The 26878-nt window shown below is 60.3% G+C and carries 22 protein-coding genes; 10 read left to right on the forward strand and 12 right to left on the reverse strand.

Annotation, left to right across the window (positions count from 1 at the left end):
• The first annotated feature begins 51 nt into the window (after window positions 1-51).
• Both ACW73L_RS19620 and ACW73L_RS19625 read left to right on the forward strand, forming a co-directional pair.
• The gene (locus ACW73L_RS19620; protein ID WP_498924266.1) at window positions 52-1017 is read left to right on the forward strand and encodes a tyrosine-type recombinase/integrase; all 966 of its coding nucleotides are present in this window, start codon (window positions 52-54) and stop codon (window positions 1015-1017) included.
• Window positions 1018-2153: 1136 nt separating this feature from the next.
• On the forward strand, window positions 2154-2939 hold the full coding sequence (locus ACW73L_RS19625) for a DUF1883 domain-containing protein (protein WP_498924267.1): 786 nt from the start codon (window positions 2154-2156) through the stop codon (window positions 2937-2939).
• Between the two features lie 249 nt (window positions 2940-3188).
• On the opposite strand, the gene ACW73L_RS19630 is transcribed toward ACW73L_RS19625, so the two are convergent.
• The gene (locus ACW73L_RS19630) at window positions 3189-3428 is read right to left on the reverse strand and encodes a thermonuclease family protein (RefSeq protein ID WP_498924268.1); all 240 of its coding nucleotides are present in this window, start codon (window positions 3426-3428) and stop codon (window positions 3189-3191) included.
• A gap of 104 nt (window positions 3429-3532) precedes the next feature.
• On the opposite strand from ACW73L_RS19630, the gene ACW73L_RS19635 reads away from it, so the two are divergent.
• Genes ACW73L_RS19635 through ACW73L_RS19650 form a run of 4 tightly spaced genes read left to right on the forward strand, consistent with a single transcriptional unit; the run spans window position 3533 to window position 9959 of the window.
• Window positions 3533-5635, forward strand: a complete 2103-nt coding sequence (locus tag ACW73L_RS19635; RefSeq protein WP_498924269.1) for a DEAD/DEAH box helicase family protein — start codon at window positions 3533-3535, stop codon at window positions 5633-5635.
• Window positions 5636-5650: 15 nt separating this feature from the next.
• Window positions 5651-7273 (forward strand): HsdM family class I SAM-dependent methyltransferase, encoded by a 1623-nt coding sequence (locus ACW73L_RS19640; protein ID WP_498924270.1) that lies wholly within the window; start codon window positions 5651-5653, stop codon window positions 7271-7273.
• A complete protein-coding gene (locus tag ACW73L_RS19645; RefSeq protein ID WP_498924271.1) occupies window positions 7270-8463 on the forward strand; it encodes a restriction endonuclease subunit S in 1194 nt (397 codons plus the stop codon). The genes ACW73L_RS19640 and ACW73L_RS19645 overlap by 4 nt, the downstream gene beginning before the upstream one ends.
• Window positions 8460-9959, forward strand: coding sequence for a DUF8370 family protein (locus tag ACW73L_RS19650; RefSeq protein WP_498924272.1), 1500 nt, complete (start codon window positions 8460-8462; stop codon window positions 9957-9959). Before ACW73L_RS19645 ends, ACW73L_RS19650 begins: the two co-directional genes overlap by 4 nt.
• A gap of 40 nt (window positions 9960-9999) precedes the next feature.
• On the opposite strand, the gene ACW73L_RS19655 is transcribed toward ACW73L_RS19650, so the two are convergent.
• The 6 genes from ACW73L_RS19655 to ACW73L_RS19680 all read right to left on the reverse strand — a co-directional run bounded on the left by ACW73L_RS19655 (window position 10000) and on the right by ACW73L_RS19680 (window position 14334).
• Window positions 10000-10167 carry a hypothetical protein gene (locus ACW73L_RS19655; RefSeq protein ID WP_498924273.1) on the reverse strand — a complete coding sequence of 56 codons (168 nt, stop codon included), beginning with the start codon at window positions 10165-10167 and terminating at the stop codon, window positions 10000-10002.
• Window positions 10154-10564, reverse strand: a complete 411-nt coding sequence (locus tag ACW73L_RS19660; RefSeq protein WP_498924274.1) for a GNAT family N-acetyltransferase — start codon at window positions 10562-10564, stop codon at window positions 10154-10156. Before ACW73L_RS19660 ends, ACW73L_RS19655 begins: the two co-directional genes overlap by 14 nt.
• Before the next feature lie 97 nt (window positions 10565-10661).
• On the reverse strand, window positions 10662-10976 hold the full coding sequence (locus ACW73L_RS19665; RefSeq protein WP_498924275.1) for a type II toxin-antitoxin system TacA family antitoxin: 315 nt from the start codon (window positions 10974-10976) through the stop codon (window positions 10662-10664).
• Window positions 10977-11084: 108 nt separating this feature from the next.
• A complete protein-coding gene (locus ACW73L_RS19670) occupies window positions 11085-12194 on the reverse strand; it encodes a metal-dependent hydrolase (protein ID WP_498924276.1) in 1110 nt (369 codons plus the stop codon).
• Between the two features lie 540 nt (window positions 12195-12734).
• The gene (locus tag ACW73L_RS19675) at window positions 12735-13655 is read right to left on the reverse strand and encodes an ATP-binding protein (RefSeq protein ID WP_498924277.1); all 921 of its coding nucleotides are present in this window, start codon (window positions 13653-13655) and stop codon (window positions 12735-12737) included.
• A gap of 1 nt (window position 13656) precedes the next feature.
• Window positions 13657-14334: a hypothetical protein gene (locus ACW73L_RS19680; RefSeq protein WP_498924278.1), complete on the reverse strand. Its 678-nt coding sequence runs from the start codon at window positions 14332-14334 to the stop codon at window positions 13657-13659.
• Window positions 14335-14399: 65 nt separating this feature from the next.
• On the opposite strand from ACW73L_RS19680, the gene ACW73L_RS19685 reads away from it, so the two are divergent.
• From ACW73L_RS19685 to ACW73L_RS19695, 3 genes are read left to right on the forward strand one after another with little or no spacing between them, the layout of a single operon-like run.
• On the forward strand, window positions 14400-14627 hold the full coding sequence (locus tag ACW73L_RS19685; RefSeq protein ID WP_498924279.1) for a hypothetical protein: 228 nt from the start codon (window positions 14400-14402) through the stop codon (window positions 14625-14627).
• Window positions 14624-14983, forward strand: coding sequence for a hypothetical protein (locus tag ACW73L_RS19690; protein ID WP_498924280.1), 360 nt, complete (start codon window positions 14624-14626; stop codon window positions 14981-14983). The genes ACW73L_RS19685 and ACW73L_RS19690 overlap by 4 nt, the downstream gene beginning before the upstream one ends.
• A gap of 26 nt (window positions 14984-15009) precedes the next feature.
• A complete protein-coding gene (locus ACW73L_RS19695; protein ID WP_498924281.1) occupies window positions 15010-15657 on the forward strand; it encodes a DUF6966 domain-containing protein in 648 nt (215 codons plus the stop codon).
• Between the two features lie 532 nt (window positions 15658-16189).
• Here the strand turns inward: ACW73L_RS19695 and ACW73L_RS19700 are convergent.
• The 5 genes from ACW73L_RS19700 to ACW73L_RS19720 form a co-directional block, all read right to left on the reverse strand.
• Window positions 16190-17719, reverse strand: coding sequence for an alpha/beta hydrolase family protein (locus ACW73L_RS19700; protein ID WP_498924282.1), 1530 nt, complete (start codon window positions 17717-17719; stop codon window positions 16190-16192).
• 565 nt (window positions 17720-18284) lie between these two features.
• A complete protein-coding gene (locus ACW73L_RS19705; RefSeq protein ID WP_498924283.1) occupies window positions 18285-18851 on the reverse strand; it encodes a hypothetical protein in 567 nt (188 codons plus the stop codon).
• Window positions 18852-19223: 372 nt separating this feature from the next.
• Window positions 19224-20057, reverse strand: a complete 834-nt coding sequence (gene trfA / locus ACW73L_RS19710) for a plasmid replication initiator TrfA (protein ID WP_498924284.1) — start codon at window positions 20055-20057, stop codon at window positions 19224-19226.
• Between the two features lie 507 nt (window positions 20058-20564).
• Window positions 20565-20831, reverse strand: a complete 267-nt coding sequence (locus ACW73L_RS19715; protein ID WP_498924285.1) for a hypothetical protein — start codon at window positions 20829-20831, stop codon at window positions 20565-20567.
• A 358-nt stretch (window positions 20832-21189) separates the two neighbouring features.
• Window positions 21190-21507, reverse strand: coding sequence for a helix-turn-helix domain-containing protein (locus tag ACW73L_RS19720; protein WP_498924286.1), 318 nt, complete (start codon window positions 21505-21507; stop codon window positions 21190-21192).
• A 50-nt stretch (window positions 21508-21557) separates the two neighbouring features.
• Between ACW73L_RS19720 and ACW73L_RS19725 the strand changes: the two genes are divergently transcribed.
• A complete protein-coding gene (locus ACW73L_RS19725; RefSeq protein ID WP_498924287.1) occupies window positions 21558-26774 on the forward strand; it encodes a RecQ family ATP-dependent DNA helicase in 5217 nt (1738 codons plus the stop codon).
• The last annotated feature ends 104 nt before the right edge of the window (window positions 26775-26878 follow it).

The raw sequence follows: 26878 nt of genomic DNA on the forward strand, positions 1-26878 counted from the left end.
CGGAAGCCCCGGAAAACTTCAACAGGTTTCAATGAGCCCGGTGGAGACGAGATGAACGCAGCCAACCCCACCGAAATTTCGACCGAGCCGCGGACCGAGTTCGCCGGCGCCCGAAAAGAATTCCTCGCCTACCTCCGCTACACGAAGGGTCACAGCGAGAAGACCTGCTACGCCTACAACTCGGATCTCAACCGCTGGCGCATCTGGATGACCGACGCCCAGGTCGACTGGCGCCATGCAAAGCCGACCGACGTTGAGCGCTACGTCGCCTGGCTCTCGCGCGAAGGAGTAGGGGCCCACACGATCGCCCGGAAAATTTCCGCGCTCTCCTCCTTTTATAAGTGGGCGAAGCGGCAGGACTTGGTCGAGACCGATCCGATCTATTTAATAGAGAAGCCCAAGCGGCCGCGGCGGATGCCGGTTTGGCTGGAGAAGGAAGAGCAGAACGATCTGCAGCGCGCGATCCGCAACTACGACGACGTGCCGGACAACATCTTCGGCCGCAGCCGCGATTCGCTGCTGCAGGTCCGCCAGCGCTACGAGCTCCTGTTCGAGCTGATCCAGAAGTCGGGCTTTCGCATCAGCGAGGCTCTGAACCTCCGGGTCGGCGATGTCCGCGTGGTCGATGGCGTGGCCAAGGCCGTGCGCGTGATAGGCAAGGGCAACAAGGAACGCCTGGTGCCGCTGCCGGAACCCTTCGGCCGGGTCCTGGCGCTGACGATCGCGACAAAAGCCTCAGCCGAGTTCGTGTTTGCGAAGCGGACGGGGAAGAAACCTGAGCTGCCGATGACCGCCCACGCGGCGCGGGCCTATCTGAAGAAGATGGTAGTCAAGGCCGGCCTCGCCAAGAAGATCACCCCGCACAAGCTGCGGCACACCTATGCGACGCGGCTCTTGGAGAACAACGCGCAGCTCGTCGACATCCAGGCGCTGTTGGGCCATGAGAGCATCGCAACGACCCAGATCTACACGCATGCTGGGCAAGAGCGGTTGAGTAAGTTGGTGGAGGGGATTTGAAGGAGGGGCTTGCTTCGGTGGTGGTCATAAGGGCAGATACGCGGTCCCTATCGAGGACAGCTTGCGCTTTGCGGATGCCCGCCACGGCAAGCTGCTAACTGTTCCAGCCTAGCCCGTTATGCAAAGCCTCGGGGCCATCAAGCGAGTCGAGAGCACGATGTCATGCGCAAGGCAGAACTCCAAGATCTCGTCGGTTAACAGGCTTAGGCTGGAAGTGATGACGAAGGCCAACTTCAGCGCGATTGCCGCGTGTGCGGCGAAGGTATTGAGCTCGCCCTGGACACTCGCGGTTAGGACCGACAGCAGGGTTGGACACCGGTTGGGTGAACGGCAGCTTGGGATGGCCGAGAAAGGCTATGGGCTTGAGTCGGACTGCGGCGAGCTGTTTCTGGGAGTACGTGTCCTAGTTGGGAACTTTCGAGATTGGATCTTGTCTTGTATTTCAAGCATGTGTTCCATGCGCAACTACAGACACAAAAATGTCTAGCAATAACAGCTCGTCTGGCAAACCTGCCGTAGTAAAAGCTATTGGAGCCGTTGTCGAACTGCCAGCTACCATAATTGGTGGGAGCTTCGACGCCATGAGGATCGTATTTGGCTCTTCTGAGCCTAAGAGCAGCCCCAACGGATCTGGCTCAGGCGGCAAGGAAACAGATAGCAGCAAGTAAGACATAAGCAGAGCTAATGTCTGAAAGCCACCGTCAGCAGCGGTGGCTTTTTCGTATGTGCAGATAAATCTGCAAAGATCCCGCGTACTTCTGCAGAAAATACACCAACAACCGGAAGGCGCGCATACTGCTATTGGCTTGGCGTGGAGACATCGCGGCAGCTTCCGGCAAAGCCCCCCCGACCCTTGTGCGGGGGCACTCGGGGAGTCACCGCCTTAACCTATAGGACACTAGCCATAGATTCGACAAGCACTATATGTTGTGCTAAGTTTTCTATGTCGATCTATATATGGAGTTTTTATCATGGTAAGCAAGCAGACTCATCCTGGTCATAGAGACTCAAAAAGCGGTCAGTTCGTAACCAAGAGATACGCAGACAAACACCCTGCAACCACACAGAAGGAGTCCATTCCCAACCCTGGCAAAGGGGATACCGGTCGGGGTAATGGCAAGCGGAAGGGTTAGACCATGCAGTTCCAGCATTACGACTTGGGGCACAAGCAGGCTGGGCAAATCGTCGAGGTCAGCCTGCAGGGTAGTGCCGCGAATGTCAGGCTGATGGATAGCTCGAACTTTCAAAGCTACCGAAGCGGGCAGCGGCATCGTTTCTATGGAGGCCATGCGACCCGATCGCCGGTAAAGCTGGCGATTCCCAGAACAGGCTATTGGCATGTGGCCATTGATCTGGGAGGCTACCGGGGTTCTGTCCGCTCAGCGATCCGGATATTGCCCGGACCCTTGCCCGCTCTGAATGAGCCAGCACTTTCGAGTGTGCCTTCACTGGTCCAGGGACGGTCTGAGCTACCGGAATTCACCATCGCCGATGAGGATGAACGTCAGTTCGACGTATTCGTTTCGCACGCTTCCGAAGACAAGGACGAGGTCGTCCGGCCGCTGGCGCAGGCCCTGCAGGCCAATGGCCTGAGCGTCTGGTATGACGAGTTCGAACTGAAAATCGGTGATAGCCTTCGCCGGAAGATCGATAAAGGCCTGGCCAGCAGCCGGTTTGGCGTTATCGTGCTCTCGCAGACCTTCCTCAGGAAGGGCTGGGCCAACTACGAACTCGATGGCCTGGTGACACGGGCAGTGACCGGTGAGCAGGTGTTGTTGCCAATCTGGCATAACATCACCAAGAAGGAAGTCATCGCCTACAGCCCGTCGCTGGCTGACAAGCTGGCGCGCAGCACGGCGACTCACACGATGGAGGAGATCGCCGTCGAAATCGCCGAGGTCATAAGGAATACCGGGGCATGACCTGACAAATCCGCTACCGGTGCCGCCACCCCCACGGCGGCTCTGGTGCCGAGTCCCGCCATAGGCCACGCCCGGCGACCCGCGCCTCGGCCGCCGCATAGGTTCGCTGATCGTCGGGAGGTCGGGTGATTGTTCCCGGTCGTATTGCTTGTAGTAACAGGCGAGGCCGGCCGTGATCTGGGCAAGGTTCAGATCCGGTGCTCGCAGCAGCGCTTTGCCAATCAGCCGCCCGTAGCGGTCTGCCTTGTGTTATTCCACTCGCACGCGGCTCTGGAACACGGCGTCGGCCAGTTGCTGGCGGGAGACATTCCCGAAGGCCTGCCGCTTCTCGGGCGCATCGATGCCGCCGAACCGGATCCGGTGCTGAGTCGGGATGGCAGCCAGAACCGTCAGGATGTCACCGTCCGCAACCGGCACGACCGTGCCTTCCAGCCAGTCGGCGGAAGCGGAGCAGAGGGGGAAGGCGCGCTGTGCAAAAATCCGGACCAAACCACTCGGAATTCAGCTATAAGATAGGCGTTGGCAGGCGTTCATCTGATAGAACAGGGATATAGGAGTGTATGACAAGGGGTAATGAGGCCTCCTCGCGGGTCGTGATTGACGCCCAGCTCAAGGATCAGGGTTGGGTCGTACAGGACCAAAACAGTGTGCGCTATGAATACGTTCTGCCGGACGGATCGCGAGCCGATTATGTGCTGTGCGACCGCCACGGGCGCTCCATGGCCGTGATTGAAGCCAAGCGCTACTCCATGAGCCCCGGTGATGCGGCCGAGCAAGCCAAGAGCTACGCCAGGCAGCTGAACGTGCCCTATATCTTCCTCGCCAACGGCAAGGAAATCCTGTTCTGGGAATGGGAACGCGAGGCCTATCCGCGGCCGGTCAAGACCTTCTTCAAGCAGAGTGACCTCGAACGCCGCTTCGCGACTCGACAAGTACGGCAAGAGCTGATGGCAGTGCCGATCGACGCCCGCATCGCCGGGCGGGACTATCAGAAGCTTTGCATCGACACCATATGCCGGGAACTCGGCCTCGGCCGCCGCAAGCTCTTGGTCGAGATGGCAACTGGCACGGGCAAGACCCGCACCGCGGCGGCCTTCATCAAGCGGCTGTTTCAGGCCAATGCCGCGACCCGCGTGCTGTTCCTCGTCGACCGGATACCACTCGCCAAACAGACGGAAGACGCCTTCGCCGAGCATCTGCCGGATTATCCCTGCTATGTGTTGCGGGCCGGGCGACGCTTCCAGGATGAAAAACAGATCACCATCACCACGCTGCAGAGCATGATCAATATCTACGGCGAGTATTCGTCTGGGTATTTCGACCTGATCATCAGCGACGAGTGTCACCGCAGCATTTACGGCAAGTGGAGCGGGGTGCTCAAACACTTCGACGGTGTGCAGGTCGGCCTGACCGCCACGCCCTGCACGGCGGGCGAGGACTTTGACGACGAGGAAGATAAGCTCTTCGTGCGCGACACGATGCGGTTTTTCGAGGTGGACAGGCCCACCTTCAGTTACAAGCTCAAGGATGCCATCCGGGACGGCTATCTCGCCCCGTATCACATTTACCGGGCGCTGACGGTCAAGACGGCGGCCGAGGGCGGGTTCGAGGTCAAGCGCGATGAGCTGGACTGGTCGGCCATGGATGCTGAGACCAAGGCAGAATTCGAGCAGCTGTTCGGAGACAGCCAAAGCATCACCATAGACCCGTCAGCTCTGGAACGGCGTTTCACCATTCCGGAGCGCAACCGCGCCATTGTCCGGGAGTTCCGGCAGGTTCTGGACAATGGCTACCGGGACGGCAAGGGCACGCTGCGCAAGCCGCTCATCGGCAAAACCATTGTCTTTGCCGTCAACAAGCGCCACGCTGAGACCTTGGCGGGCATGTTCGACCAAGCCTTTGCCGACCGCAAACCATCGCCGGACGTGCGCTATGCCGATTATGTCGTCTCGGGCATGGGGAGCGACGACACGCTGGACGGCATGAGCAAAATCCGGCGCTTCAAGAAGGAGGCGTTCCCGAAAATCCTTGTCTCGGTCAACATGCTCGACACCGGCTTTGACTGCCCGGAAGTGGTCAGTCTGGTGTTCACCCGATTTACTCGCTCCAGCATCCTCTACCAACAGATGCGCGGGCGCGGCACCCGCAAGATCCCAGGCAAGCCCGCCTTCACCATGTTTGATTTCATGGGCGTGTGCGATTACCACGGCGACGATGACGAGGTGGCCGAAGGCGGCCTCGTCATGGGAGTCCCGAAGAAAAAGAAATACGAACCACGCCGTCTGCTGGCTCTGGACATTGATGATCACATAGACCCGACCACGCGGGAATGGCTCACCATGGATGAGAACGGGAACATGGTATTCCCGAAAGTCTCGGAACAGAAGGCTGCCGAACTTGGCGCGAAATTCGAGGCGTGGCTGCTGACCCGCACCGACCTCAGTCCGACCGAAGAAAGCTGGCTGCGAGTCATCGGCAACCAGATCCGCGCCAATGCTGACACTTTGGACGAATTCACCGCCGGGCACTTTGCCTTCCATCCTTTCACGCTGATGGGGGGCTATCCCGAGGCGATGCGCGTCTTCGGCGGAGAAGACCGCCTTTACGCCTTGCTCATCGGCCTCAATGAGGCTGTATTCAAACACGCCAAGCCAGCACAAGCGCAGCAGGCCAGCGACCGGCCTCCTCTTCATTAACGCAGGGAACTTTTCATGCCTCTGACCCCGGACATGCGCCGGTCTATTGACCAGATACGGGATTACCTTTACGGCGGCGGCTATCCCGATCCCGTGACCAATGCCGAACAGCTCTCCTTCCTGTTCTTCTTCTATCTGATCGAGGGAATAGACGCCGAAAACCTCCTCAAGGCCAAGGTGCTGAAGCAGCCCTATGAAAGCATGTTCGCGGGCGACTGGACCCTGAAAAACCCTCTTAATGCCCCTGCCAAAGGCCAGACCACCATACCGCGTGAGCACTTCCGCTGGTCGGTGTGGGCAAAAGGACTGAGCGGCGAGAGCCTTGTCCGCTTCCTCAGAGATGAGGTGTTCGCCTTTTTCGGCGAGCTGGGCGAGAAGACAGCCCACAACTTTATGAGTGGGGCGCGTCTCACCATAGACGAGCCGACGGTGTTAACGCAGGTCATCAACCTGGTGGACGGCCTCAGGCTCGACCAGTCCGATGCCGACACCAAGGGCGACCTGTTCGAGCATGTCCTGAAGCAGATCAAACAGGCTGGTGAGTTGGGCCAGTTCCGCACCCCGCGCCATATCATCCGCACCATCGTTGAAATCATAGACCCCCAGATCGGGGAAACTATCTATGACCCCGCGGCCGGCACGGCGGGGTTTCATGTGGCGGCTTATAACCATATCCGCCTGACGAATTCCTCGCCGACGGCCATTCAGGAAGTCGAACTAGACGGGAAGACGCAGCGGCGCGGAATAGGGGACAAACTATCGGCTGCGCAGGTGTCTGCCCTGCAGACGGCCACCTTCTTTGGCAATGACGTTGACCCGAAGATGGTCCGCCTTGCCACCATGAACCTGACTCTGCGCGGGTTGCCGAATGTCCGCATCCTGCTGCGCAACGTGCTGACCACCACGCTGGATGCCGACAAGCGAGCGGAATACTCGCTCCCGGCGGACGGCTACCATGTCGTTCTTGCCAATCCGCCGTTTTCGGGCCGGGTGGACAAAGACCGCATCGTCGAAGACGTGAAGGTCGGCACCTCCACGGCAACCGAACTCCTCTTTCTCAAATACATGATGGACAGTCTTCGTCCCGGGGGGCGCTGCGGCGTCATCGTGCCGGAAGGGGTGCTGTTCGGCTCCACCTCGGCGCATAAGGAGCTGCGCCGCCAACTGATCGAGAACAATCGCGTCGAGGCCATCCTGTCCCTGCCGGGCGGGGTGTTCCAGCCCTATTCCGGCGTGAAGACGTCTGTCCTGCTGTTCCGGAAAGGCGGCTCCACGGAACGTGTGCTGTTCCTTCATGCGGATAACGACGGTTACAAGCTGGACGCCAACCATGACACGCCCATAGATCAGGACGACCTGCCGAAGTTGGTCGCCGCTTACCGCACCAAGGATGAACGCTGGCTGGACTGGCAAGCCCGTGACGCACAGAGAGAATGGACGCAAAAGTGGTGGTTCGCCGATGCCCTCGCCGTGCGCAGCAATGACTTCAACCTCTCAGCGGGTCGCTACCGCCCCATGAGTCAGGCCGCCGTCGAACACCGCGACCCACGCGCGCTGCTGGACGAGCTGGCCGCCATCGAGGCGGAAATCATGGAAGAGGTCGAGGCGTTACGGGCGGCCCTCGGGGAATCCGCATGACGGCAGTCCGGCATGTCAGACTGCAGGACGTGTGCGTCCAGGACCGAAAAACGGTCAAACCGGGCGAAGGCAGCCATCTGCGCTACATCGGCCTTGAAACTATCGAGGCCAACACGGGGCAATTTCTGAACGGTGAGCTTTCAAAGACCCCGGAAGTACCGCTGGCGAACAGCTTCCAATTCAGCCCCCGGCATGTACTTTACGGGAAACTTCGACCTTACCTCAACAAGGTTGCCCTACCTGCTTTTGAGGGAAAATGCTCGACGGAAATCATTCCGTTGCTGCCTAAAGCAGGGCTGGAACGGGCATATCTCGCGTATTTCCTGCGGTCGTCGCGTGTGATTTCGCAGGTAACCGCAAAAACTGCCGGGTCGCGGATGCCGCGAGCGGACATGGATTTCATCCTCAGTCTTCAAATTCCGCTGCCATCGCTGGCCGAACAGCACCGCATCATTGACATTCTCTCCCGCGCCGAGGGGATCGTCCGGCTGCGGCGCGAGGCACAGAAGAAGGCTGCCGAAATCATCCCAGCCTTGTTCCTCGACATGTTCGGCGATCCGGCGACAAATCCGAAGGGGTGGGAATCGGCACCATTAGGCAATATTGCAGAAGTTGTCTCTGGTGTGACTAAAGGACGTAAATTCAACGGCAAAATAACTGTGTTAGTGCCATATCTGCGGGTCGCAAATGTTCAGGCAGGCTATCTTGACCTCGCAGAGCTGAAAGAGATTGAGGTTCTTCCATCAGACGTGCAGGCGCTAAGGCTTCAACATGGTGATGTCCTCCTCACAGAAGGCGGAGACTTTGACAAACTTGGCCGGGGTGCTTTATGGGAGCATGAGGTTACAGACTGCATCCATCAAAACCATATTTTTAGGGTCAGATTGGATAGGAACAAAGGCATTCCCGAGTTCTTTGTAAGCTACCTACAATCAAACAAGGCTAGAGAATATTTCCTCCGGAGCGCGAAGCGGACGACTAACCTAGCCAGCATCAACATGACACAGCTGCGCGGGCTACCCGTGATCTTGCCACCACTGAAGGCCCAAGCTGCCTTTTTGGAACAGTTCCAGTCAATGCGGGCAATCTCATCGCAGCAATCCGCTGCGGCAGCCAAAGCCGAAGCCACATTCGACGCATTGCTAGCTAATTTCTTCGCACGGCCTTTGTCTGAAAGGACTGCTGTATGACTAGAAAGAGCGGAGCAGGTGAGACGCTACCTGAGGCACACATCTACTTCACCGACTTCTTCGGTATTGAGCCTCAGGTCCTCGAAGATTACGGGGCATTCAATGTTTCCCTTATCAACGACCTGCCGTTATTTATCGACCCATTCCTATTATTTGATAGCGACAAGCCGGAATATAACACACTCCATGACGATATTATCAGATATGTAAAGTTTCTCAGGGATGTGTCATTAAATTCCGGGATAGACAGGGGTCTTATTGATCATTGGTTTAGATTCCCTGAAGTCAGCCAAAACTGGCTAGGGTTCAGTCGAACTGGCAATAAAGGCAGTGGGCTTGGCAAAGATTTTGCCGCAACCCTACATAGAAATCTGCATCATGTATTCAAGGATTTTGGCGCTGAGACCGTCACCCGTGGCAGTCACCTGGAAAAACTGTGCTTGCTTGGTGATGGTGTTGGGCGAGACCATCTAAGCGATTTCACAACAAATCTGATAAAGAGCCATTTGCTAGAATACACCCAGACGTTTGCGCGCAACCATATAGAACCCTCGCTACGTCGCGTTTTCTCGGTTGATAAAGTCAGCTTCGACTACGCCACAAGACGATGGAAACGCGGGCAGTATGAGCTGCCATGTTTTGCGGGGAATTTTGTAATTCTGACACCTAAAGACATCCTGACAAAGGACGAAGCCTGGATTAACCGTGGCGATCTTCTGAGCCAATTCAGAGAGGTCTGCAATGCAGTGCCAGATGATCAGTTGCGGGGGCTTGTGGATGAATACTTCTTCCGTCGTCTTTCAGAAGATGCTGGCGAAAAGGAAATCCGCGAGGCTGCAGCAGCCACGGTATCACACTACCCTCAACTCCTCGACTACTACATAAAGCGGAAAGAGGACAATGGCGAGGAAGCACACAAAGTCAGCGGCTTAAAAGTAAGAGAGACAGAGATTCAGTTTGTCGAGCAGATTAAGGCGCTGGTCGGCGGACATTTGACGGGAACCGAATTCTATGAACTGGGAGACAGTTTTGATGAGTCGCTTCGGCGAGTAAATTTCCTTAAAGATGTAGTTGAGAACAAGGACGGGTATAGGCTGTTTTATCTCAAAGGTAAGCCCCTACAGCATGAAGCCGACTTGCAAATTATGTATCGCCTTACATGGTATGCAACATCATTCGATGTGAATCGAGAAGTCAATAACGGGCGCGGCCCTGTGGATTTCAAGGTGTCAAAAGGCAATGGTGACAAAACGCTTGTCGAATTTAAGCTCGCCTCAAATTCCAAGTTGAAACAAAATCTGAAACACCAAGTCGGGGTCTATGAGGCGGCTAATGACACCGCAAAGTCCATAAAGGCGATCCTTTACTTCACGGAATCAGAGTTGATGCGCGTTCACGGCATTTTACGGGAACTTGGCCTGTCGGGCCGACGGGACGTTGTGTTGATAGATGCGCGTGCGGACAACAAACCCTCTGCCTCCAATGTCACCATGTAGCCCATATGCTACGGCCTGCGCTCGGGAGAGGGAGGTGCCGTCAGCCTGAATGGGTATTGTCCGGCCGTTGTGGCTCAATCACTGCGGTGGCGTTCATTTCTCTGTCAAATGCGGCTGCTTCCCGAGGCGGCTTGGCCTGCTTGATGGCCTGCAGATCGATTTCTGTGAAGTCGTCCAATCCCATGACCTGGCGTTCATTCCGTGTCATTGGCAACCTCCGAGATCGGCAGGAACAGTGTTCTCTCACTTGTGGGCGAGGGATGAAACCCGTGGCTTTCATAGAAGCGCACGGCAGCATCAGATAGGGCGTGAACCACGAGCGCCTTCACCCCAACCATTTCCGAAACCTGCAGGGTGCGCAAAATCGCATCGCGCAACAGGGCTTTGCCGAAGCCGTGACGCTGCCAGGCTAGGTCAACTGCCAAGCGGCCCAGCACCATTATCGGTATCGGGTCAGGCATATTGCGGCGGACACGGCCGGGCGCAAGTTCGCTGGCAATAGAGCCAGTCGCCAGACAGTAATAGGCAACCACTTGGTCATCGGCGCAAACAACGTAGGTGCGCGAAGCTCCGCGCCCTTCATTACGCAAAGCCCGATGCTTCAACCAATGGTCAAGGGTCGCTTCGCCACAGTCGAAGTCCGCTACATGATGGGAGGCGGTCAGCGGGGTGGGCGCACTTATTATTGGAGCATCTGACAAATCACGGCTCCCACGGGGCTTTAGTCGCCATCAATTTGCGCAGCTTGGGATTCTCGCTTGGGGGCGCGTCCAGCAGCGCCTGGAATTTCTGGAACGTCTCGGCATCCAGGGTAAAGACGCGCTGATCCAGCAGCACGTCTTCGGCCTCGCGGCACGCAGTTTCGAGCATGAAGTCTGACCGCGATTTCCCCAGCAGTTCGGCTGCCTGATCAATCAAGTCGCGTTGCCTGCGCTTGGCCCGGATGTTGATGTTGATGTCGCGGGTCTGACCGCTGGTCTCGTTTGTCTCTGTCGGCAGCATCGGGCTGACCTCCATGAAAAGTTTCCTTCTTCTATATAGCCCAGACGTGCGCACAATGTCAACACAAAGCGCGAGCCTGAAATCCGGCTTGTCGGAGTGAATTTTTAAGGCGTTTGGGTTCATTCAAAACAACCTCTCCAATCCCCGCGGCAACCCTTCATCCGCCTTCGTCCCAGCTCTCCGCCCTAGCTCCGGCAACCGCACTTCGCCCCAGCCCTGCACCATGACCTCCCCGCGGATCGCTACCAGCCGCCGGTACTCGCGCAGATCCTCAGCTCGCGCGTAATGCAGCCGCACCCGGTCACCTGACCACCACACCGGCCGATACAGATCGATCTCGGTCACCGCCGGGACCTTGTCGGCATCGATCCACAGTTCGCCCAGCAGGTAGACATCCGGCAAGCCCTGCAGCCGTTCCATCAGCCAAGCGAGCGACCGGCCCCGCATGTCGACGCGCTGCGTCTGAACGACCAGCGGCTCGCCGGCGACGAGCACGGCCTCTGTCGGGTAAAGGTTGTGATGCCGCTCGCTCTTGCCGACCGCCCGGGACTGCCCGTGGTATTCGACGATCAGGCCGCTCTGCCAGGCCCCCAGCACCGGACAGCGGCAGTGGATATGCTCCAGCGTCAGATTGTCGATCGCTGCCAGGTCCAGCGTGAACCAGCGGGTGCCCGCCTGTTCCCGGTACGCCTCGGCCGCCATGTCAAAGTCGCGAAACACCTGGTGGAGGCCTCCGCGCACGCCCATCTTGCTCACCGGGTACAGCGCTAGACAGGCGACGATCAGCGCAGACATGAACACCATCTCGGCCTTGCTGCCGACCTCCATGCGGTAGTGGATCCGGCTCGGCATCACCACGCGCACCGCCGACGGCCAGAACAGATCGACGCCGCGGATATTCACCATGTCGATCCAAAGATGCGACCAGTAGCCACCGACGATGGCCCAGAACCAGGCCACATGGCCGAACCAGCGGAGCGGGAAGGCGAGTGCGGCAACGACGATCAGCGCGAACGCCGAATGCGTGATGGTGCGGTGACCAAAGCGCTTTTCGAGACGGGTCGAGAGCCAGAAGAGGGGACGGCCAACGCGTGAGGTCGGCAGGTCGAGGTCAGGCAGGATCGAGGCAAATGCCGCGAGGCCCCAGGCGATGGGATCAGCCGGGTACTCCAGGATCGCCGCACCGCCCAGGTAGAGGGCAGTGGAAAAGGCGACGTGGGTGCCGGTGATCATCGGTCCGTAACAATCAGATAAAAAGCCAGATACCAGCTAAACCCCATTATCCAGGCTAAATAAGCCGCAAGTACGTTATCGATAAGCGATTAAACACTGTGATCCTTGGCGGTCGTGACAGCACCATGGAAGGCGTCATAAACAAACGCCATGATACAGCTAGTGAAAAACATTTTCGACATCGGTCTATTTTCCTTTACAACATATCATCTCATTCGCCATAGTATTAGCTGGCCAATGACGGCCTGAAGATAGGAAAGGAGTCCGATCATGAAATTTCCTGCCAAAGTCGGGGCCATCGATATAGCCCCTATTCTCCGATTACTTAGTCTATGGAGAGACGTGGAAAGCGCTTACAGACTAGCCAAGTTTCTACTCGAGGTAATCCCGCTATGTTGGGATAAGGTCGTTTCGTTTGTCACGTCAGCGCTCTGGTTCGTAATGTAACTGCCAGTTAGCCCGTCAATGATTAGAGCACCGCCCGAAAAGAGCTGCCACGGCTTAGTCAGCTCGGATGTCTCTCGATGCTTCAACATTGGCTTACCGCGCCCACCCGCGCATCACCAGCAGCCGGAACGACAGGAACAGCGCCGCGGCGATCCCAGCCATCACGTACAGCATGCGGTCGCCGAGGCCCATCGCGACATAGCGCATGGCGACGATACCGGCACCAGCCACCAGCATCACCGGCGTGAAGTCGAGGTAGCGGACCCCGGCCTCGTGGCGCATCTCGCGCACCTTGCGCTTGTCGATGACCCGTTCCTTGGCCGACTCATCGAGCATGTCCTGAATCGCCTGCGGATTGCCACCGGCTTGCTTCACAACGTGCGACACATAGAGCTCCGGCGACTCGATCAGGACACCCTTGCGGGTGATATAGGTCTGCACGATCGCCTTCGAAGTCTCGGGCGCCAGCGGCGCTACCGCGATCTCGCGCATCTTCCACCACAGCTTCCGCAGGCCCTGCTTCTTTTCGCAGGCGCAGCCGGCGATCTGCGCATGGTCGAAAACCGCCAGCCAGAACGCCTGCTGGGTCGGCGTCAGGAAGGTGAGGTCGTCAACCGCGATCAGCGGCTTCTCGTCGCAATCGGCCAGCGCCGGAATGATCGCCTGGGTCAGATCGCGGATGCTGAGCCGGTTGACCTGGCGCTTGATGTCCTCCCACGGGATCTCCGCCGGGGCCATGGCCTGGTACTTTTCTGGGAGATCGAGCGCCTTCGCCGGCAGGAGCCCCAGCGCTAGCATCTGCCGCGCCATTTCGACGAACTGGCCTTTGGCTTGATGATCCAGCAGCCGAATCACGGTCCGGCGATCAGGAATCACATCCAGGGCGGCATTCAGGACTGTGGACTTGCCGATACCGACGGCGCCGGTCACCAGCACATGCTTGCCCTTGCCGATCTCGCGCCGGATCGTGTCGATCAGTTCGTCGCGACCGACGACGCCGGTGATGCGGTGCATGTCAGAATCCCGGCAAGCGGCGCTTGCCTTCAAGATAGGCGAGCAGGGTCTCCCACTCCTCGCCGGCGTATTGCGCCAGCCGGTGACGCTGCGTCTCCGCCAGGAGCGTGATTCGCTCGACGGCGGCTTTCTCGTCGTTGAGCTTGCCGCCGACGGTCCAGAGTTTCTCCATCTCGCTGTAGCCTTCCTCCAGGCGCTTTTGAAGCCAGCGCAACTGGTCGCGGTAGAACTGCATGCGGACCTCGGCCGCGGCGAGATCGGCCTCGTAGGTCCGCAGCTGAGCCATGTCCTGCAGCGTCTGGCCTTTGATCTGATCGATCGCCTTCGTCAGCTCGACGTGCTTGTTGGCGAGAGTGCGTTCCTCATCGAGGGAGGACAGTGGAATGCTGACTTGGATCCCGCCGAACGCGGTCACGCCGGCGGTCTTGGAGCTACCCGCGGCGACCACATCGTCAGCGGCGATGATCGGCGTCACGACCCCACCGAGCCGGCCCACGAGCTTGGTGTTCTCGAGAATGCGCTGGAAGGTGTCCGGCACGCGGTAGTGCTGCACGACGACCTCCTGCGCCTGGATGATCGGGTTGGTCTCGCTGATAAAGCGCAACACAGCCTGATTCTCCCAGGCGCAAGCGGAACAGGGGATCAGTGCTACACCGAGGATACAGAAGCCAATTTGCATGGTTACAAAAAGGCACTTTTGTCGCGACGGCGTTATAGTACCGTTGGACTTTCCGCCGTAGTGTGATGAATCTCAAAGAAGCGAGACTGTTGTTCCAGGCCGGTGCGTTGAGTGAACCGGTAATCCGGAAAGCAGAGGGTGGCTGGAGCGTGCTACTCGAAGGCAAGCACCCGCTGAACCCTGCCTTGGAGACGGCGCGGGGTCAGGTGCGGGTGTTCAAGACGCTGGACGCGGCGGCGGAGACGGTGTTCGAGATCGGTTTTGCGAAAGCGACGATCATGGATCGGCTATGACCTGCCAATGCTCGACATTGCCGGAAGCCTTGTACCTCGACGACTATCCGCCGGGCTTCCGAGAGACGTTGACCCTCATCGCAACCGGCGACTGGGTCGAGCTCTACCGCAGCCAGTGCGGCCAAATGTGGCGCATCGATGGCTACGACAAGCTGCGCACGCAGTTAGCGATCAAGATCCGGGAGATGCACGGCTGGGAGCAGATCGACAGCAAACCACTGGTGTTGGATCTGCTGACTCGATCGCACGGTGGCTGCTCGGACACTCGATGTCTGATGGCAGATTGCCGCGATCTGGCGTTGAAAGGCCTAGCCTTCTGTGCGGAGCATCTGTACGCCGCCGGGGTGCGGCGATGATTGGCCGATCTCAGCGGAGTATCCCAATGCCGGATCCCAACACTATCTGCTTCGAAGAAGCGCGCGACCTGCTCGCTACAGTGCTACGCGATGTAGGGGAAAACTTCTGGGGCCGGAAGATCGCTTCGGCTGACGGCAACTGGTTCCGGTCACTGTGTGGCGGCATGGGAAGCTTGTCGGATCTGGTGATCTGCCGGGAAAACCGCCACGACATCACCCCGGAGCGGGAACCGCTGGCGAACGAACTGGTGAGTGCCCTGAGCTCGATCTGCTCTACCGCAGCGAGAGGACGTGAACTGACGGCGGATCTCGCTGCCACCGCATGCGGGTATGGCTCGCCAGGACTCATGGTGCGGCAGTGCCGGTCCTGCGGCTACGCCCATGCCAGCCCTCGGAGTTTGAGAACCTGGTTGGCAGCCGTGCAAATACGCGACGCGGTTCGCCGAGGCGCAGAGCAGGGAACTGCCACGGAAACGCTCCTGGAACTCTGGCGGGCGCCATTCGATGCGGAGGCTTTCGCGCGACTGATCGCGCAGGTACGCCGCAGCGGTATCGATTACACCAGAGAGGATCGCGGGATAGGGTCTTGCCCGCAATGCGGGTTCGACTATCTTGAGCAAAAATGGTGGGAACGGAAAGGCGAGCGATTCGTGGCTGACGGTCAGAACAGCTGATCAACTTTGATCGGCAACCGATGTCATGCTACGCCAAAAGCAGTAGCTGGCCGCTCTTTTCCTAGACTTGGTGTGTGCCAGGGACCTGGGTAGAAGCTCGGCAATGGGAGCGATCCCCCCATCGCTCTCCGTCTCTGGCACACCCTTAGAGCTTATTGCAGCGACGGCCCGCCGTTTGTGCGCTGCGTCACAATGCGCCACTCCGCTGTTACCCCAGTCAGTCCCATAAGGATCACCACCGGTGTGAGAGGTGATACGGCCCCTCTGATAGCCAAGAAAATTTGCCCACGGGGCAAATCGAGATTGGGGTCCTGATCGATAGGTGATAGACAAAAGGCCATCTGAAAGTCGTAGCTCAGGGGCTCATCCATGCCCTGGCGGCATCGACCTTCAGGTTCTCGGCCACAAACAGGAACCGTCAACAGGCTCTCGATGGGATGTGCTCTCTCATCTCATCGGCCTCGCAGCAGACCTTACTCTACTCCGTAACCTTCCCAATCCAGACGCGATGAGAAGGTTGCCTGACAGCGAACTACGGCGGATCGGACAGCTGCGGTAAGCCCGCTAGGCTGCCCTGCGCGATGAATCGCGAGGCGAGGATCGAGACCGGAATCAGTCCGGTGAGATGAGTGATCCGCTGTGTTTGCTTGTCATTGATGTCGACCCTAACCCCATCGATGCCGCACCAGGCGACCCGGTCGCTGGCGAGGCCCTGCGCGCGCATGGCGTGAATCAGGTTCTGTGAGTTGCCTTGCGCGAAGAACGGAGCGCCACCGCTGTAACCGCGGGGCACCGGGTAATTGCTGCCCGCAAACGGCACGATCTGGTCTTGCAGAATGCCCGTGGCGTAGACGGGGGCCTTGGGGATCCACTGAAGATTGTTGTTCTCCGCCCACAGCGCCATCGCGGGATTCGTCAGGTCGTTGGTCTCGATCGCCGTTTGCAGCTGCGAGCTCATCAACACGCTGGGGTTGATCTGCGGATTGAGATAGCCGCCTTGGTAAGCTGACAGCATCAAGGCCGCCAAGGCGACATTCACCTCCCATCTGCCCCCCGCCCGCAGCGGCAGACTGCTGACCTGGTCCCAGGACACCAGGCCGGGTACGATCAGGCTGTCGGGCGCGAGGTCCTTGATCTCCCAAGCGGCCTGTGCGGTGAAGGTCAGCAGTAACGGCTTAACCGCCAGCGTCATAAGGTTCAGCGGCTGATCGACAATCAGGGAATGGGCGGTCGCCCCGGTCATGTCATAGTTGCCGGACATGGGTGCGATCAAGGTAGGGCGCAGCGTGTTGTCCCCGGTTTCCTGTAGCTTCCGCGCCAACCACAAGGCGTTCCCACCCCCTTCACTGTAGCCCGTGATATAGAGAGCCGAACCGACCGGATGCTGCGGTTGTACCCGGCTCGCGAGTTCCCGGGCGGCGGCGATCATGTCGATTCCGGCGGGTGCATTTTCGACGCCCAGCGGATACGGGTGAAGGTCGCTGTTGATGCCATAGCCGAGGTAGTCCGGCATCGCTACCACGCGTTCATTTCCGGCAAAGGCCGTGACCATGGCGCAGGCCTCGGTTGACGGCGTACTCGGTGCCCCGGCCTCCTGGGACACTTCGGTCGCGTGCATGTAGACCACGACGCCGCCCGCTGACGAGTCCGTGGGTACGGCGACTAAGCCACTGACCAATGTCGGTTGGTCGCTGACGTTGGTCGACCGGTAGTGGATCTGGTATAGATCCGCACCCTGCGTCACCGGCACAAAACCCCCAAGCGGATCGTTGCCTGCAGGTACATCGACGTAGGGTTGGGCCCGAGCCGTTCGCTCCGCTTGAATCGTGTCTGCCGTTACGTTGGCAATGAGCTTGCTCGTGACCAGCGTGACGGTATCCCGATATTCGACAACCGGGACATTGGGAAACACGGTGTACGCGGCCGGGCAATCCGCTCCGGTGGTCTTGGTGATCGAGGGGCCCCACAGACGCACGGACGAGAGGTCGATCGCTGACGCGGATATTGGCGACAAGACCATCAGGGTTGCCATCAGACGGCTGAAGTTCTGCAAGGTGGCCATGGGCTACTACTCCGAGTTGTTCTACATGACCGTGGCCGGCTGTACCGACTGTTGTCCGCTTAAAAATAGCCAATGGTGCCTTGATCCGCCTCCTGGCTTCGAGCCTAGTTCCCCGACTCTGTGTATTCGCACAGTGAGATTGGCTGGTGGCCCCGCCCCCGCATTTTTAAAAGCAAAGCCGCGCGGCGATTGAGCGCTTGGAATCGCGGGCAGGATGCCCGCGGAAGGGAGCGGGATGCTTCCTTTTCGTTTCTATGTACTGAATATCTGTAGTGATTTAAGAGGAGCCACTTATCGGCTATGGTCTGTGACACCTAAATGACAAGCCTGAGCGATCCCGCAGGCACCTTCCAGCGCTTAGCGACAGTTAATGTTCGATGGTTCTCGCGAAAGCGCGGGCCGGGGACGAGGTAGTGCTTTCAGGCAGGCATTACGGGCGGGGCGAGGGTCGCATCCAGCGCCATACTGCAGCGCTAACGACGCGAAATATGCGTCAGGGGAACGGGGGGGCGACCGAAGATCGGCGCTGATGCGGCGGGGAGTGGTTGAGGGGGCTTACCGGCAGCTACGGGGGGGCTCGAAGCCTGTTTTTCAGCTCAGCCAGCAGCTCGGTGACCGATTGTTGCTGGCCGACCCGCGGTTCAGCCGCGGGTGAAGCGCCTTCCGGCTTCGTCGGCAGCACGGTAGCGGCCAGCATCCGCACATGTGCCGCTTCCCGACCGGTGGCCTTGCGCTCCTGCTTCCGCTGCCGTGCAGTCGCCTTGTCCCGCTCGTGCCGCAGCCATTTACCGAGTCCGAAGACCTCGAACAACGCACGGGAGACCGCCCGGATGGCTGCGTAGCCTTTGTAGGTGCAGTCGTCCAGACGCTTGGCCAGTGGATGAATCGTGATGAGGCCCGCGGCCGCCAGATCGGCAATGGCCCGCTCGGCGCGGCGCTCGCCGAGGCCGGAGACGTCGGCCAGAAACTCCATCTTGAGGCCGGCGAAGGTGCCGTCGGCCTGCGGGATGCCGACGCGGAGGGTGACCAGGTCGAGGTAGTGGATCAGGCCGCCCAATAGGGCGAGGCAGGCTTCACGGCGCTCGCTGCGCTGCTGGCGCGAGGAGCCGTTCGCCGCGTTCAGCGCGGGCAAGGTTTCCGCCGGCGCACGGTAGTAGCGCCTGACACGCTCATTGAGCTTCGTCAGGACCTTTGGCCGTTTGGCGTGCCGTTCCGGAGGAGCGAACCAGCGCGGCGCGTCCGGATCATGGCCGCAGCCATTTCCATTCAGGCGCACAGCGCTATAATGAGACCGATCATCTCATCCCAATGTCGTGGGGGAATGATTACAGGCCTATGTGCGTTGCAGCGCACATAGGCCTTCCTTGTTTGGATCGGTCGGCTTTTAGCCGCTTGGCGAGGGATCCATCAGTTGATCCCGTTTTGCCACTTTATCTATCACGTTTCATTTCCCCCTTTCAAAGTGCGGGATTTCGTTCCGTGAACACGCTCACGTAACACACCGTTATGCGGCCTCTAGCCGCGAGAACTCCAGCACGGCGTTGTTGCTGAGGCACCAGCCATCCACCTCGCCGATCGCTTCAAGTTCGCTCATGGCCTCCCTCAGCCGCTGGCGAAATTCTCGGATGTTTTTGCTTTCGGAACCGCACAAACCAAGCAACCCGTCGACACCGACCCGGTGGACCGAGCCCGGGTCGTGGGAGCGCACGAAGCAGTGGATCCACTTGGCCAGATCAGAGCGTAATGCGCTGCGCGTCTGCCAGGCCAGCAGGGAATAACCGTCTTCGAATAGCGTTGCCAGGCGCGGGTTCACGGTCAAAACGTACTCGCCGGAGGTCTTATCAAGGAAGAACTCCTGCACCAGTGAACCGACATAGGTGCGGGTGCCGACATTGATCTCGACGGCGCAGGCCGTCAGGCGGGTGAACACCGACTTCAGCCATTCGCGGTTCTGCTTGCCCTGCGAACGGCCGATGTTGTTCAGGAAGCTGTAGGCGCTGAAGCGGATTTCCGAACCCAGCGAATGATTCCGGGCCAAGTGCGCCGCCAACAGCCACACGTCGAGATCCGACTGATCGAGCTTCACGCCGGTGTAGCAGATCGTGATGCCCGGCCAACTGGCGATCGTTTCCTTGTCGACGTAGCGACGCCGACCGCGGCGGACGATACCGAACAAGGCGGAGCGGAGGATGCTGTTCGGGATGCCGCGTTGCGGCGCCGGCCACAGCGGCAACTGGACGGGGACCTTCGATGAAGTGGCGGTAGCAACACCTTGGCGAGGCGTGCGCGAGCCAGCGGGCTGGCTATCCTGCGGCTCAAGTTGCGATCGTTTCGTCACCCGGCAGTCCTTTTAGAGTTTCGTTGATTGTCGGGAGAGCGTCCCCCGGAGTCAATGCGGGTATAGCTCCTACGCTGGCGCCTTCCCGCGCGTTGCCGCAAATCCTGCAGTTCGCCCATTTCTCATTGCCATTCAATGCCTTCTACATTGGCACTGCCACACCCGTAGCTGCTATACCCCTACACCGTAGCTGCAGTACCCCCATGCCGTAGGTGCTGTACCCCTAGCGAAACCGACGAACTTTTTTTCTCGGATGATCGGCGGCGCAGGCCCGAGAATCGCGCAAAGCCACGTGGCCTATACGTTTCCGGGGAATTGCGGCACCGCGGCTGCGGCGTAGCTGCTATACCCCCAAAGGGGACCGGAAGAGCCAAGCGTAGCTGCTATACCCCTACCGTCTCGCGCCAAGCGCTTGGTCTGTCGAGACCTTCATCTCGATGAAGGGAACACTCACAACTCCGTAGCTGCTATACCCCTACGGGCGCGGACTGTCGGCGGGCGTAGCTGCTATACCCCGTCGTCAGGAGCGCGAACCAAGGCCACCCGTTCCGTCAGCTCCGCCAGCAGGCGCGACCGGATCACGTTCCGGTCGTCGCCTGACAGGGCAGCCCCCAGTGTTGTACCGGACGCATATCGCCCCAGGGTACGGGACAGCGCTTCGCGTTCGGCCGCTCCGCGTGTCAGGCCGTGATCGTGCTCCAAGATGGCGGCGCGTTCGTGGAAATCTTCGAGCGCATCCAGGGTCTCGGCGGTCGGCGGCAGTCGCGCGTGCATAGGCAACCTCGGCTGGCAGGTGGGGCAGTAAAGTGTACTGCTGCCAGCTGGAGGCCGACGCGCTACCGCTCTCCGTTGAGCACGACGGTGCGAATAAGGCCGAGTGAAGTGGGATCGCCCGGTGTGTCGGGTGGCCAACTTCACATGTCCTGCCCGTTTTTCTGGATCAACTTTAGTCGATCGCGGGTCGACTTTCGGCTACTGGGCTCTACTCTCGGCGATTTTCCTCAACTCAGATTCAAATCGCCTTCGAATCGCCGGAAATCGCGGAAAGTTGAGATCGAGTGACCGATGAAGGACCAAGAGTTGTCTCAACTTGTGACACTTTTGCCGGTCTGCGGCAACCTCGAGGCGGGCGTCAGGAGCTCTCGCGACCCAACCGCTGCTCCAGCTCACCGACCCTGCGCGCGAGCGCTTCGAGGGTCAAGCCCTCCGCCTTCGTAGCCGCCTCCGGCCTGGCCCGGGCCGGGCGCCGGTCCTCGTCAGTCAATAGATCGACCACACTGCAGCCGAAAGCCTTCGCCAGCTTGCGCAAGCTCAAGACGGTGATGTTCTCGGCCTTGTCGGCCTCGATACGGCTGATCTGCGCCTGCGTAAGACCCGCCACCTTCTCCAGCTCACGCTGGGTCCAACCGAGATTCTTGCGACGTTCGGCAACGTTGCGGGCAATGCTCATGGCTGATGCTATGTTTGCATAGAGGATACATTCAAGTATAAGGAACTCCGATGGGAATACCGAGAGGGCTGGGCGCGGTGCTGTGCGCCGAGGCTCCAATTCGGCATCTCAGCTCGAACAGAGCCGCACCGGACAAGGAGGAGTGTCTGAACAGCGACGGCTTCAGGCCCAATGGCCTCTGCCTCGACATCGAATCCGCTGCCGATGGCACCGATACCGTCTTCAAGCTAGGAGCTTGGCGCGCCGATACCGGCGTCGGTCAGACCTTTCAAGGCGCCTTCACCGCAGCAGATCTGTGCCGGGGACTCGACCGTCTGAGTGAAGGCGCGGCCTTCATACTCGGGCACAACATCACCCACCACGATCTGCCGGTCCTCACAGCCCACTATCCGAACCTGGCGCTGCACCGCCTGTCGGTTATCGACACGCTGTGGCTGTCACCGTTAGCTTTCCCCCAAAACCCGTATCACAGCTTGGTCAAGGACTATAAGCTCGTCAAGGAAACGCTGAACGACCCGCTGCAGGACGCGCGGCTCAGCTTCCGGTTGTTCAAGGACCAGCGCGAGGCCTTCGCGCAGCTACAGCGCGACGCCCCGGACGAACTGGCCTGCTATCACTTTCTGTTGAGCGGCGCGCCGCGAACCGGTTATGACTCGCTGTTCACGGCCCTGCGCGGCGAGGGGCGACCATCGCTTGAGTCCGTACCCGCGCGATTCCGCGGGTTGGTGCACGACAAGGTCTGCACCACCTGCCTCACGGCGCTCTTGCGAGAGGACCTGCGGCGGCCCGAACAACACCTGCCATTGGCCTACGTCTTGGCCTGGCTCCGCGTCGCCGGCGGCAACTCGGTCCTGCCACCCTGGGTGCTTCTGCGGTACCCGGTGGTTCGCCGGCTGATCCGGGAACTCCGCGATACGGCCTGCGGACAGCCGGAATGCACCTACTGCCAGCGCTTCCACAACGCGCGTGCGGAACTGGAACGCCTGTTCGGTTTCCCAGCTTTTCGGCCCGAACCTGCCAACGCGGCCGGTGGATCCCTCCAGGAGGACATCGTCGAGGCCGGTCTGGCGCGGCGGAATCTGCTCGCCATCCTACCCACCGGCGGCGGGAAGTCGCTGTGCTACCAGTTGCCGGCGCTGTCCCGCTACTGGCGCAACGGGAGCCTGACTGTCATCGTCTCGCCGCTGCAATCCCTGATGAAGGACCAGGTAGACAATCTGGTCAAGCAGGGCATCTTCAGCGGCGCGGCGCTGAACGGCCTGCTGTCCATGCCCGAGCGGAAGGATGTGCTGGAAAAGATCCGCCTGGGCGACATCGGCTTGCTTCTGGTCTCGCCGGAACAGTTCCGCAACCACGGTTTCACCGAGGCGATCAAGCACCGTGAGATCGCGGCCTGGGTGTTCGATGAGGCCCATTGCCTGTCCAAATGGGGCCACGACTTCCGGACTGACTATCTCTACGTCGCGCGCTTCATCCGGGAGCACTACGGCGATGCGTTGGCGCCGATTGCCTGCTTCACGGCCACGGCGAAGCTGGAGGTCGTCGAGGACCTGGACGCGCACTTCCGCGACACTCTGGGCATCGGCCTCGAGCGCTACGCCGGCGGACATGAGCGCGCCAATTTGCGCTTCGAGGTCCTGCCGGTCCAGAAGGCCGAGAAGTACCCGCTGATCCATACGCTGCTGGAACGCGAACTCAAGGACACCGGGGGCGGCGCTATCGTGTTCGCCGCGCGGCGGAAGAGCACCGAGGAGATCGCCAGCTTTCTGAAGGACATGGGTTGGCTGTGCGCCTGCTTTCACGCCGGCCTCGATCCAGGCTTGAAGAAGGACGTACAGCAGTCGTTCATTAAGGGCGAGTTGCGTGTGATCGCCGCGACCAACGCCTTCGGCATGGGTGTCGACAAGCCGGATGTCCGGCTGGTCATCCACGCCGAAATCCCGGGCTCGCTCGAAAACTACCTGCAGGAGGCGGGGCGGGCCGGGCGCGATCACCAGGACTCGCGCTGCGTGCTGCTGTACGACGAGGAGGACGTCGAGGCCCAATTCGCGCTGGCGGCCAGCTCACGGCTGGCGCGCAAGGACATCGCCGAGATCCTGCGGATGCTGCGCCGACGCTCCGCACGCCTGGGCTCGGACGAAGTCGTGATCACCGCGGGTGAGATCCTTGCCGAAGAAGGCCTCGACACCGCCATCGAGGCGGAAAATCCCGACGCCGACACCAAGGTCAAGACCGCCGTGGCCTGGCTGGAGCGGCGGCGCTTCCTGCAACGGGATCAGAATCACACCCGGGTCTTCCCGGCCAGCCTGAAATTGCCGGCACTGGCAGCGATTGAGCAACGCCTGGTCGAAGCCAGGCTGTCTGCCGACCAGCGCCACCGCTACCGGGCTATCGCCACCCTCATCCTCAACGCAAATCCCGACGAGGGCATCAGCACCGACGACCTGATGCTGCAGACCGGCTATACCGCCGAGGAGTGCATCCGGATTCTCCATGGCCTGGAGGAGTTGGGGATTCTGTCCAACGACATCGCTCTCACAGTGCTGCTCCGCAAAGGCGTCAAGGATTCCTCGTCAGACCGGCTGCAGCGGCTTTGCCAGGTTGAGCAGGCCCTATTAGAGCTGTTGCCGGAACTGGCGCCTGATGCCGATCACGAGGATTGGCAGGAACTGCACGTCCGCCCACTGTGCCAAGCAGTGAAACAGCGTGCTGGCTGTGACGTCATCCCCGATGACTTGCTGACCTTGCTGCGTACCATGAGCCGCGCGTTCGGCGAGTCGCAGGCGCAGCGCGCCTTGTTCGACCTCCGACCAGTACGGCGGGACTATCTGCATGTCCGGCTGCGGCGTACCTGGCCGCAGATCCGTGAGATCGCCGAGCGCCGGCGGGCGATCGCACATTGCCTGCTGCAGGATCTCGTGAACCGGCTGGCACCCGGCACCCAGGGGGTGGACCTCCGGGTCGAATGCAAGCTGGGGGAACTGACGCAGGCCATCCGGGCCGATCTCGACCTCGCGGCCACGCTCAAGGACCCCGCCAAGGCCATGGAACAGGGCTTGCTCTACCTGCACGACACCCACGTCCTGATCATGGACCGCGGCAAGACCGTGTTTCGCTCGGCGATGACCATTCATCTCTATCCGGAGGAAGCCAAGCGGCGCTTTCTGCAAAGCGACTACGAACCCCTGTCGGAGCATTACCGGGAACGGAATTTCCAGGTGCATGTGATGCAGGAGTACGCACGTCTCGGCCTGGACAAGCTGGGCAACGCGCTGGCCTTCGTGACGGCCTATTTCGCGCTGCCGAAAGGCGATTTCATCCGCCGCTACTTCGCCAGCCGCCGCGAGGTCCTCGACCTGGCCACCACGGAGGAGTCGTACCGCCGCATCGTCGACGAGCTGCGGCACCCCCGTCAGGAAAGCCTGGTCTGCGAGAAAACCGAAATCAACCGGCTGATTCTGGCCGGGCCGGGTTCCGGTAAGACCCGCGTGATCGTGCACCGGGTCGCGTACCTGTTGCGGGTCCTGCGGGTCCCGGCGGACAGCGTGATAGTGCTGACCTTCAACCGCTCCGCGGCTTTCGAGATCCGCCGTCGGCTGCACGATCTGATAGGCCACGACGCCTATGGCGTCACCGTGCTGACCTACCACGCGCTGGCACTGCGCCTGACCGGTACCAGTCTCGCCATGCTGGCCGAGGCGGGTGGGGAGGTGAACTTCGACGGAATCTTGAACCAGGCCATCGCGCTGCTGGAGGGCAAAGCGGAGGCCGGCTTCGACGCCGACGAACTGCGCGATCGACTGTTACGCGGGTATCAATACATTCTGGTCGATGAATACCAGGACATCGACGCGATCCAATACGCGTTGATCAGCGCCTTGACCGGCCGCACCAAGCAGGACCGCGAGGCCAAGCTCACGATCCTGGCGGTGGGCGACGACGACCAGAACATCTATGCCTTCCGTCACACCAGCGTGGCGTTCATTCAGCGCTTCGCGCAGGACTACGACGCCAAGACCGAGTACCTGGTCGAGAACTACCGTGCCAGCCAGCACCTCGTCTCGGCCGCGAACCACATCATCCAGCGCAATCCCGATCGGCTGAAGACCGACTACCCGATTCAGGTCAACTTCGCCCGGCGCTTTGCGCCGCCGGGCGGACGCTGGCACCAACTCGACCCGGTCGCGCGAGGGCGGGTCCACGTCCTGCGCGTGCCGGCCGCGGCTAACCCGCAGGCACAGAGCGTGATGCGCGAACTGGAACGGTTGAAAGCCCTGGACGCGACCGGTGACTGGGCGGACTTCGCGGTACTGGCACGCACCCATGCGATGCTGGCGCCGGTCCGGGCGTACTGCGAATGGCGGCAGATCCCGTATCGCGTGATCGAGAACGGGGCAGGGGGTGGCCAACCGGCACTGCACCAGACCCGCGAAGGCCAGTCGCTAATCCGATTGCTGCGCAACCGGCAGCGCAGACTCTTGCGGAGCGGCGCACTGTCACGCTGGATCGCTCGGCGCCATGAGACGGACAATCCCTGGCTGGAGCTGCTGGCGCAGTGTCTTGCAGAGATCGAAGCCACCTGGACCGCGGCGTCCATTCCCGTGACCCCGGCCCTGGAGTGGCTGTACGAGTACGGCAGCGAAGCGCGTAACACCCGCGCCGGCCAGATCAACCTCTCGACGGTGCATGGCGCCAAGGGGCGTGAATTCAAGCATGTCGCAATCCTCGACGGCGGCGACTGGCAGCTCGACGGAGGGGGCGAGGAGCGGCGGCTTTACTACGTCGGGATGACGCGCGCCAAGGAGACCCTGACGCTGTGCGAGGCGATCCACCGCGGCAATCCGTTCACGCCGGAGCTGGAGCCCGCCGAATACTTGCTGCGCACCGAACCGGACACCTGGCCGCAGCCGGTACCCGAACTGGATAAGCGCTACCAGCTGTTGGGCTTCGCGGATGTCGACCTGGGCTTCGCCGGGCGTTTGCCATCGACGCATCCGGTACATGCAGCGATTCGCGCGCTGCGTATAGGCGATCCGCTGCAGCTTGTTCATGCCAACGGCCATTGGACGCTCCGCGATCACCAAGGCGTCACGGTAGGCCGACTGGCCGGCAAGTGCCAGTTGCCAAAAGGCACACGTTACGAAGCGACGGTCAGCGCGATCATCACGCGCCACAAGCGGCAGAGTGGCGGTGCGGACTGGGAGAAGCTCTGCCGCGTCGAGGCGTGGGAGGTGGTGCTGTGCAATGTGGCTGTCGGGGGTAAGTAGCGGCTCTCGGCCCAATCTGGCGACTCGACCAAAGATTAGCCCGGTCATTGAACAGCGATAGCGCTTAACGACGACGGAAAATAGTAAGCATCACCGATTGAACC

It is taken from the genome of Methylolobus aquaticus, assembly GCF_054172105.1.

What these genes read in the sequence shown, in the direction of transcription:
- ACW73L_RS19725 (WP_498924287.1), top strand. Translation starts at nt 21,558, where the DNA reads ATGGGAATACCGAGAGGGCTGGGCGCGGTGCTGTGCGCCGAGGCTCCA.
- ACW73L_RS19670 (WP_498924276.1), bottom strand. Translation starts at nt 12,194, where the DNA reads ATGATCACCGGCACCCACGTCGCCTTTTCCACTGCCCTCTACCTGGGC.
- ACW73L_RS19625 (WP_498924267.1), top strand. Translation starts at nt 2,154, where the DNA reads ATGCAGTTCCAGCATTACGACTTGGGGCACAAGCAGGCTGGGCAAATC.
- ACW73L_RS19715 (WP_498924285.1), bottom strand. Translation starts at nt 20,831, where the DNA reads ATGCACGCGCGACTGCCGCCGACCGCCGAGACCCTGGATGCGCTCGAA.
- ACW73L_RS19655 (WP_498924273.1), bottom strand. Translation starts at nt 10,167, where the DNA reads ATGACACGGAATGAACGCCAGGTCATGGGATTGGACGACTTCACAGAA.
- ACW73L_RS19700 (WP_498924282.1), bottom strand. Translation starts at nt 17,719, where the DNA reads ATGGCCACCTTGCAGAACTTCAGCCGTCTGATGGCAACCCTGATGGTC.
- ACW73L_RS19645 (WP_498924271.1), top strand. Translation starts at nt 7,270, where the DNA reads ATGACGGCAGTCCGGCATGTCAGACTGCAGGACGTGTGCGTCCAGGAC.
- ACW73L_RS19650 (WP_498924272.1), top strand. Translation starts at nt 8,460, where the DNA reads ATGACTAGAAAGAGCGGAGCAGGTGAGACGCTACCTGAGGCACACATC.
- ACW73L_RS19720 (WP_498924286.1), bottom strand. Translation starts at nt 21,507, where the DNA reads ATGAGCATTGCCCGCAACGTTGCCGAACGTCGCAAGAATCTCGGTTGG.
- ACW73L_RS19680 (WP_498924278.1), bottom strand. Translation starts at nt 14,334, where the DNA reads ATGCAAATTGGCTTCTGTATCCTCGGTGTAGCACTGATCCCCTGTTCC.
- ACW73L_RS19695 (WP_498924281.1), top strand. Translation starts at nt 15,010, where the DNA reads ATGCCGGATCCCAACACTATCTGCTTCGAAGAAGCGCGCGACCTGCTC.
- ACW73L_RS19685 (WP_498924279.1), top strand. Translation starts at nt 14,400, where the DNA reads ATGAATCTCAAAGAAGCGAGACTGTTGTTCCAGGCCGGTGCGTTGAGT.
- ACW73L_RS19640 (WP_498924270.1), top strand. Translation starts at nt 5,651, where the DNA reads ATGCCTCTGACCCCGGACATGCGCCGGTCTATTGACCAGATACGGGAT.
- ACW73L_RS19665 (WP_498924275.1), bottom strand. Translation starts at nt 10,976, where the DNA reads ATGGAGGTCAGCCCGATGCTGCCGACAGAGACAAACGAGACCAGCGGT.
- ACW73L_RS19675 (WP_498924277.1), bottom strand. Translation starts at nt 13,655, where the DNA reads ATGCACCGCATCACCGGCGTCGTCGGTCGCGACGAACTGATCGACACG.
- ACW73L_RS19690 (WP_498924280.1), top strand. Translation starts at nt 14,624, where the DNA reads ATGACCTGCCAATGCTCGACATTGCCGGAAGCCTTGTACCTCGACGAC.
- ACW73L_RS19620 (WP_498924266.1), top strand. Translation starts at nt 52, where the DNA reads ATGAACGCAGCCAACCCCACCGAAATTTCGACCGAGCCGCGGACCGAG.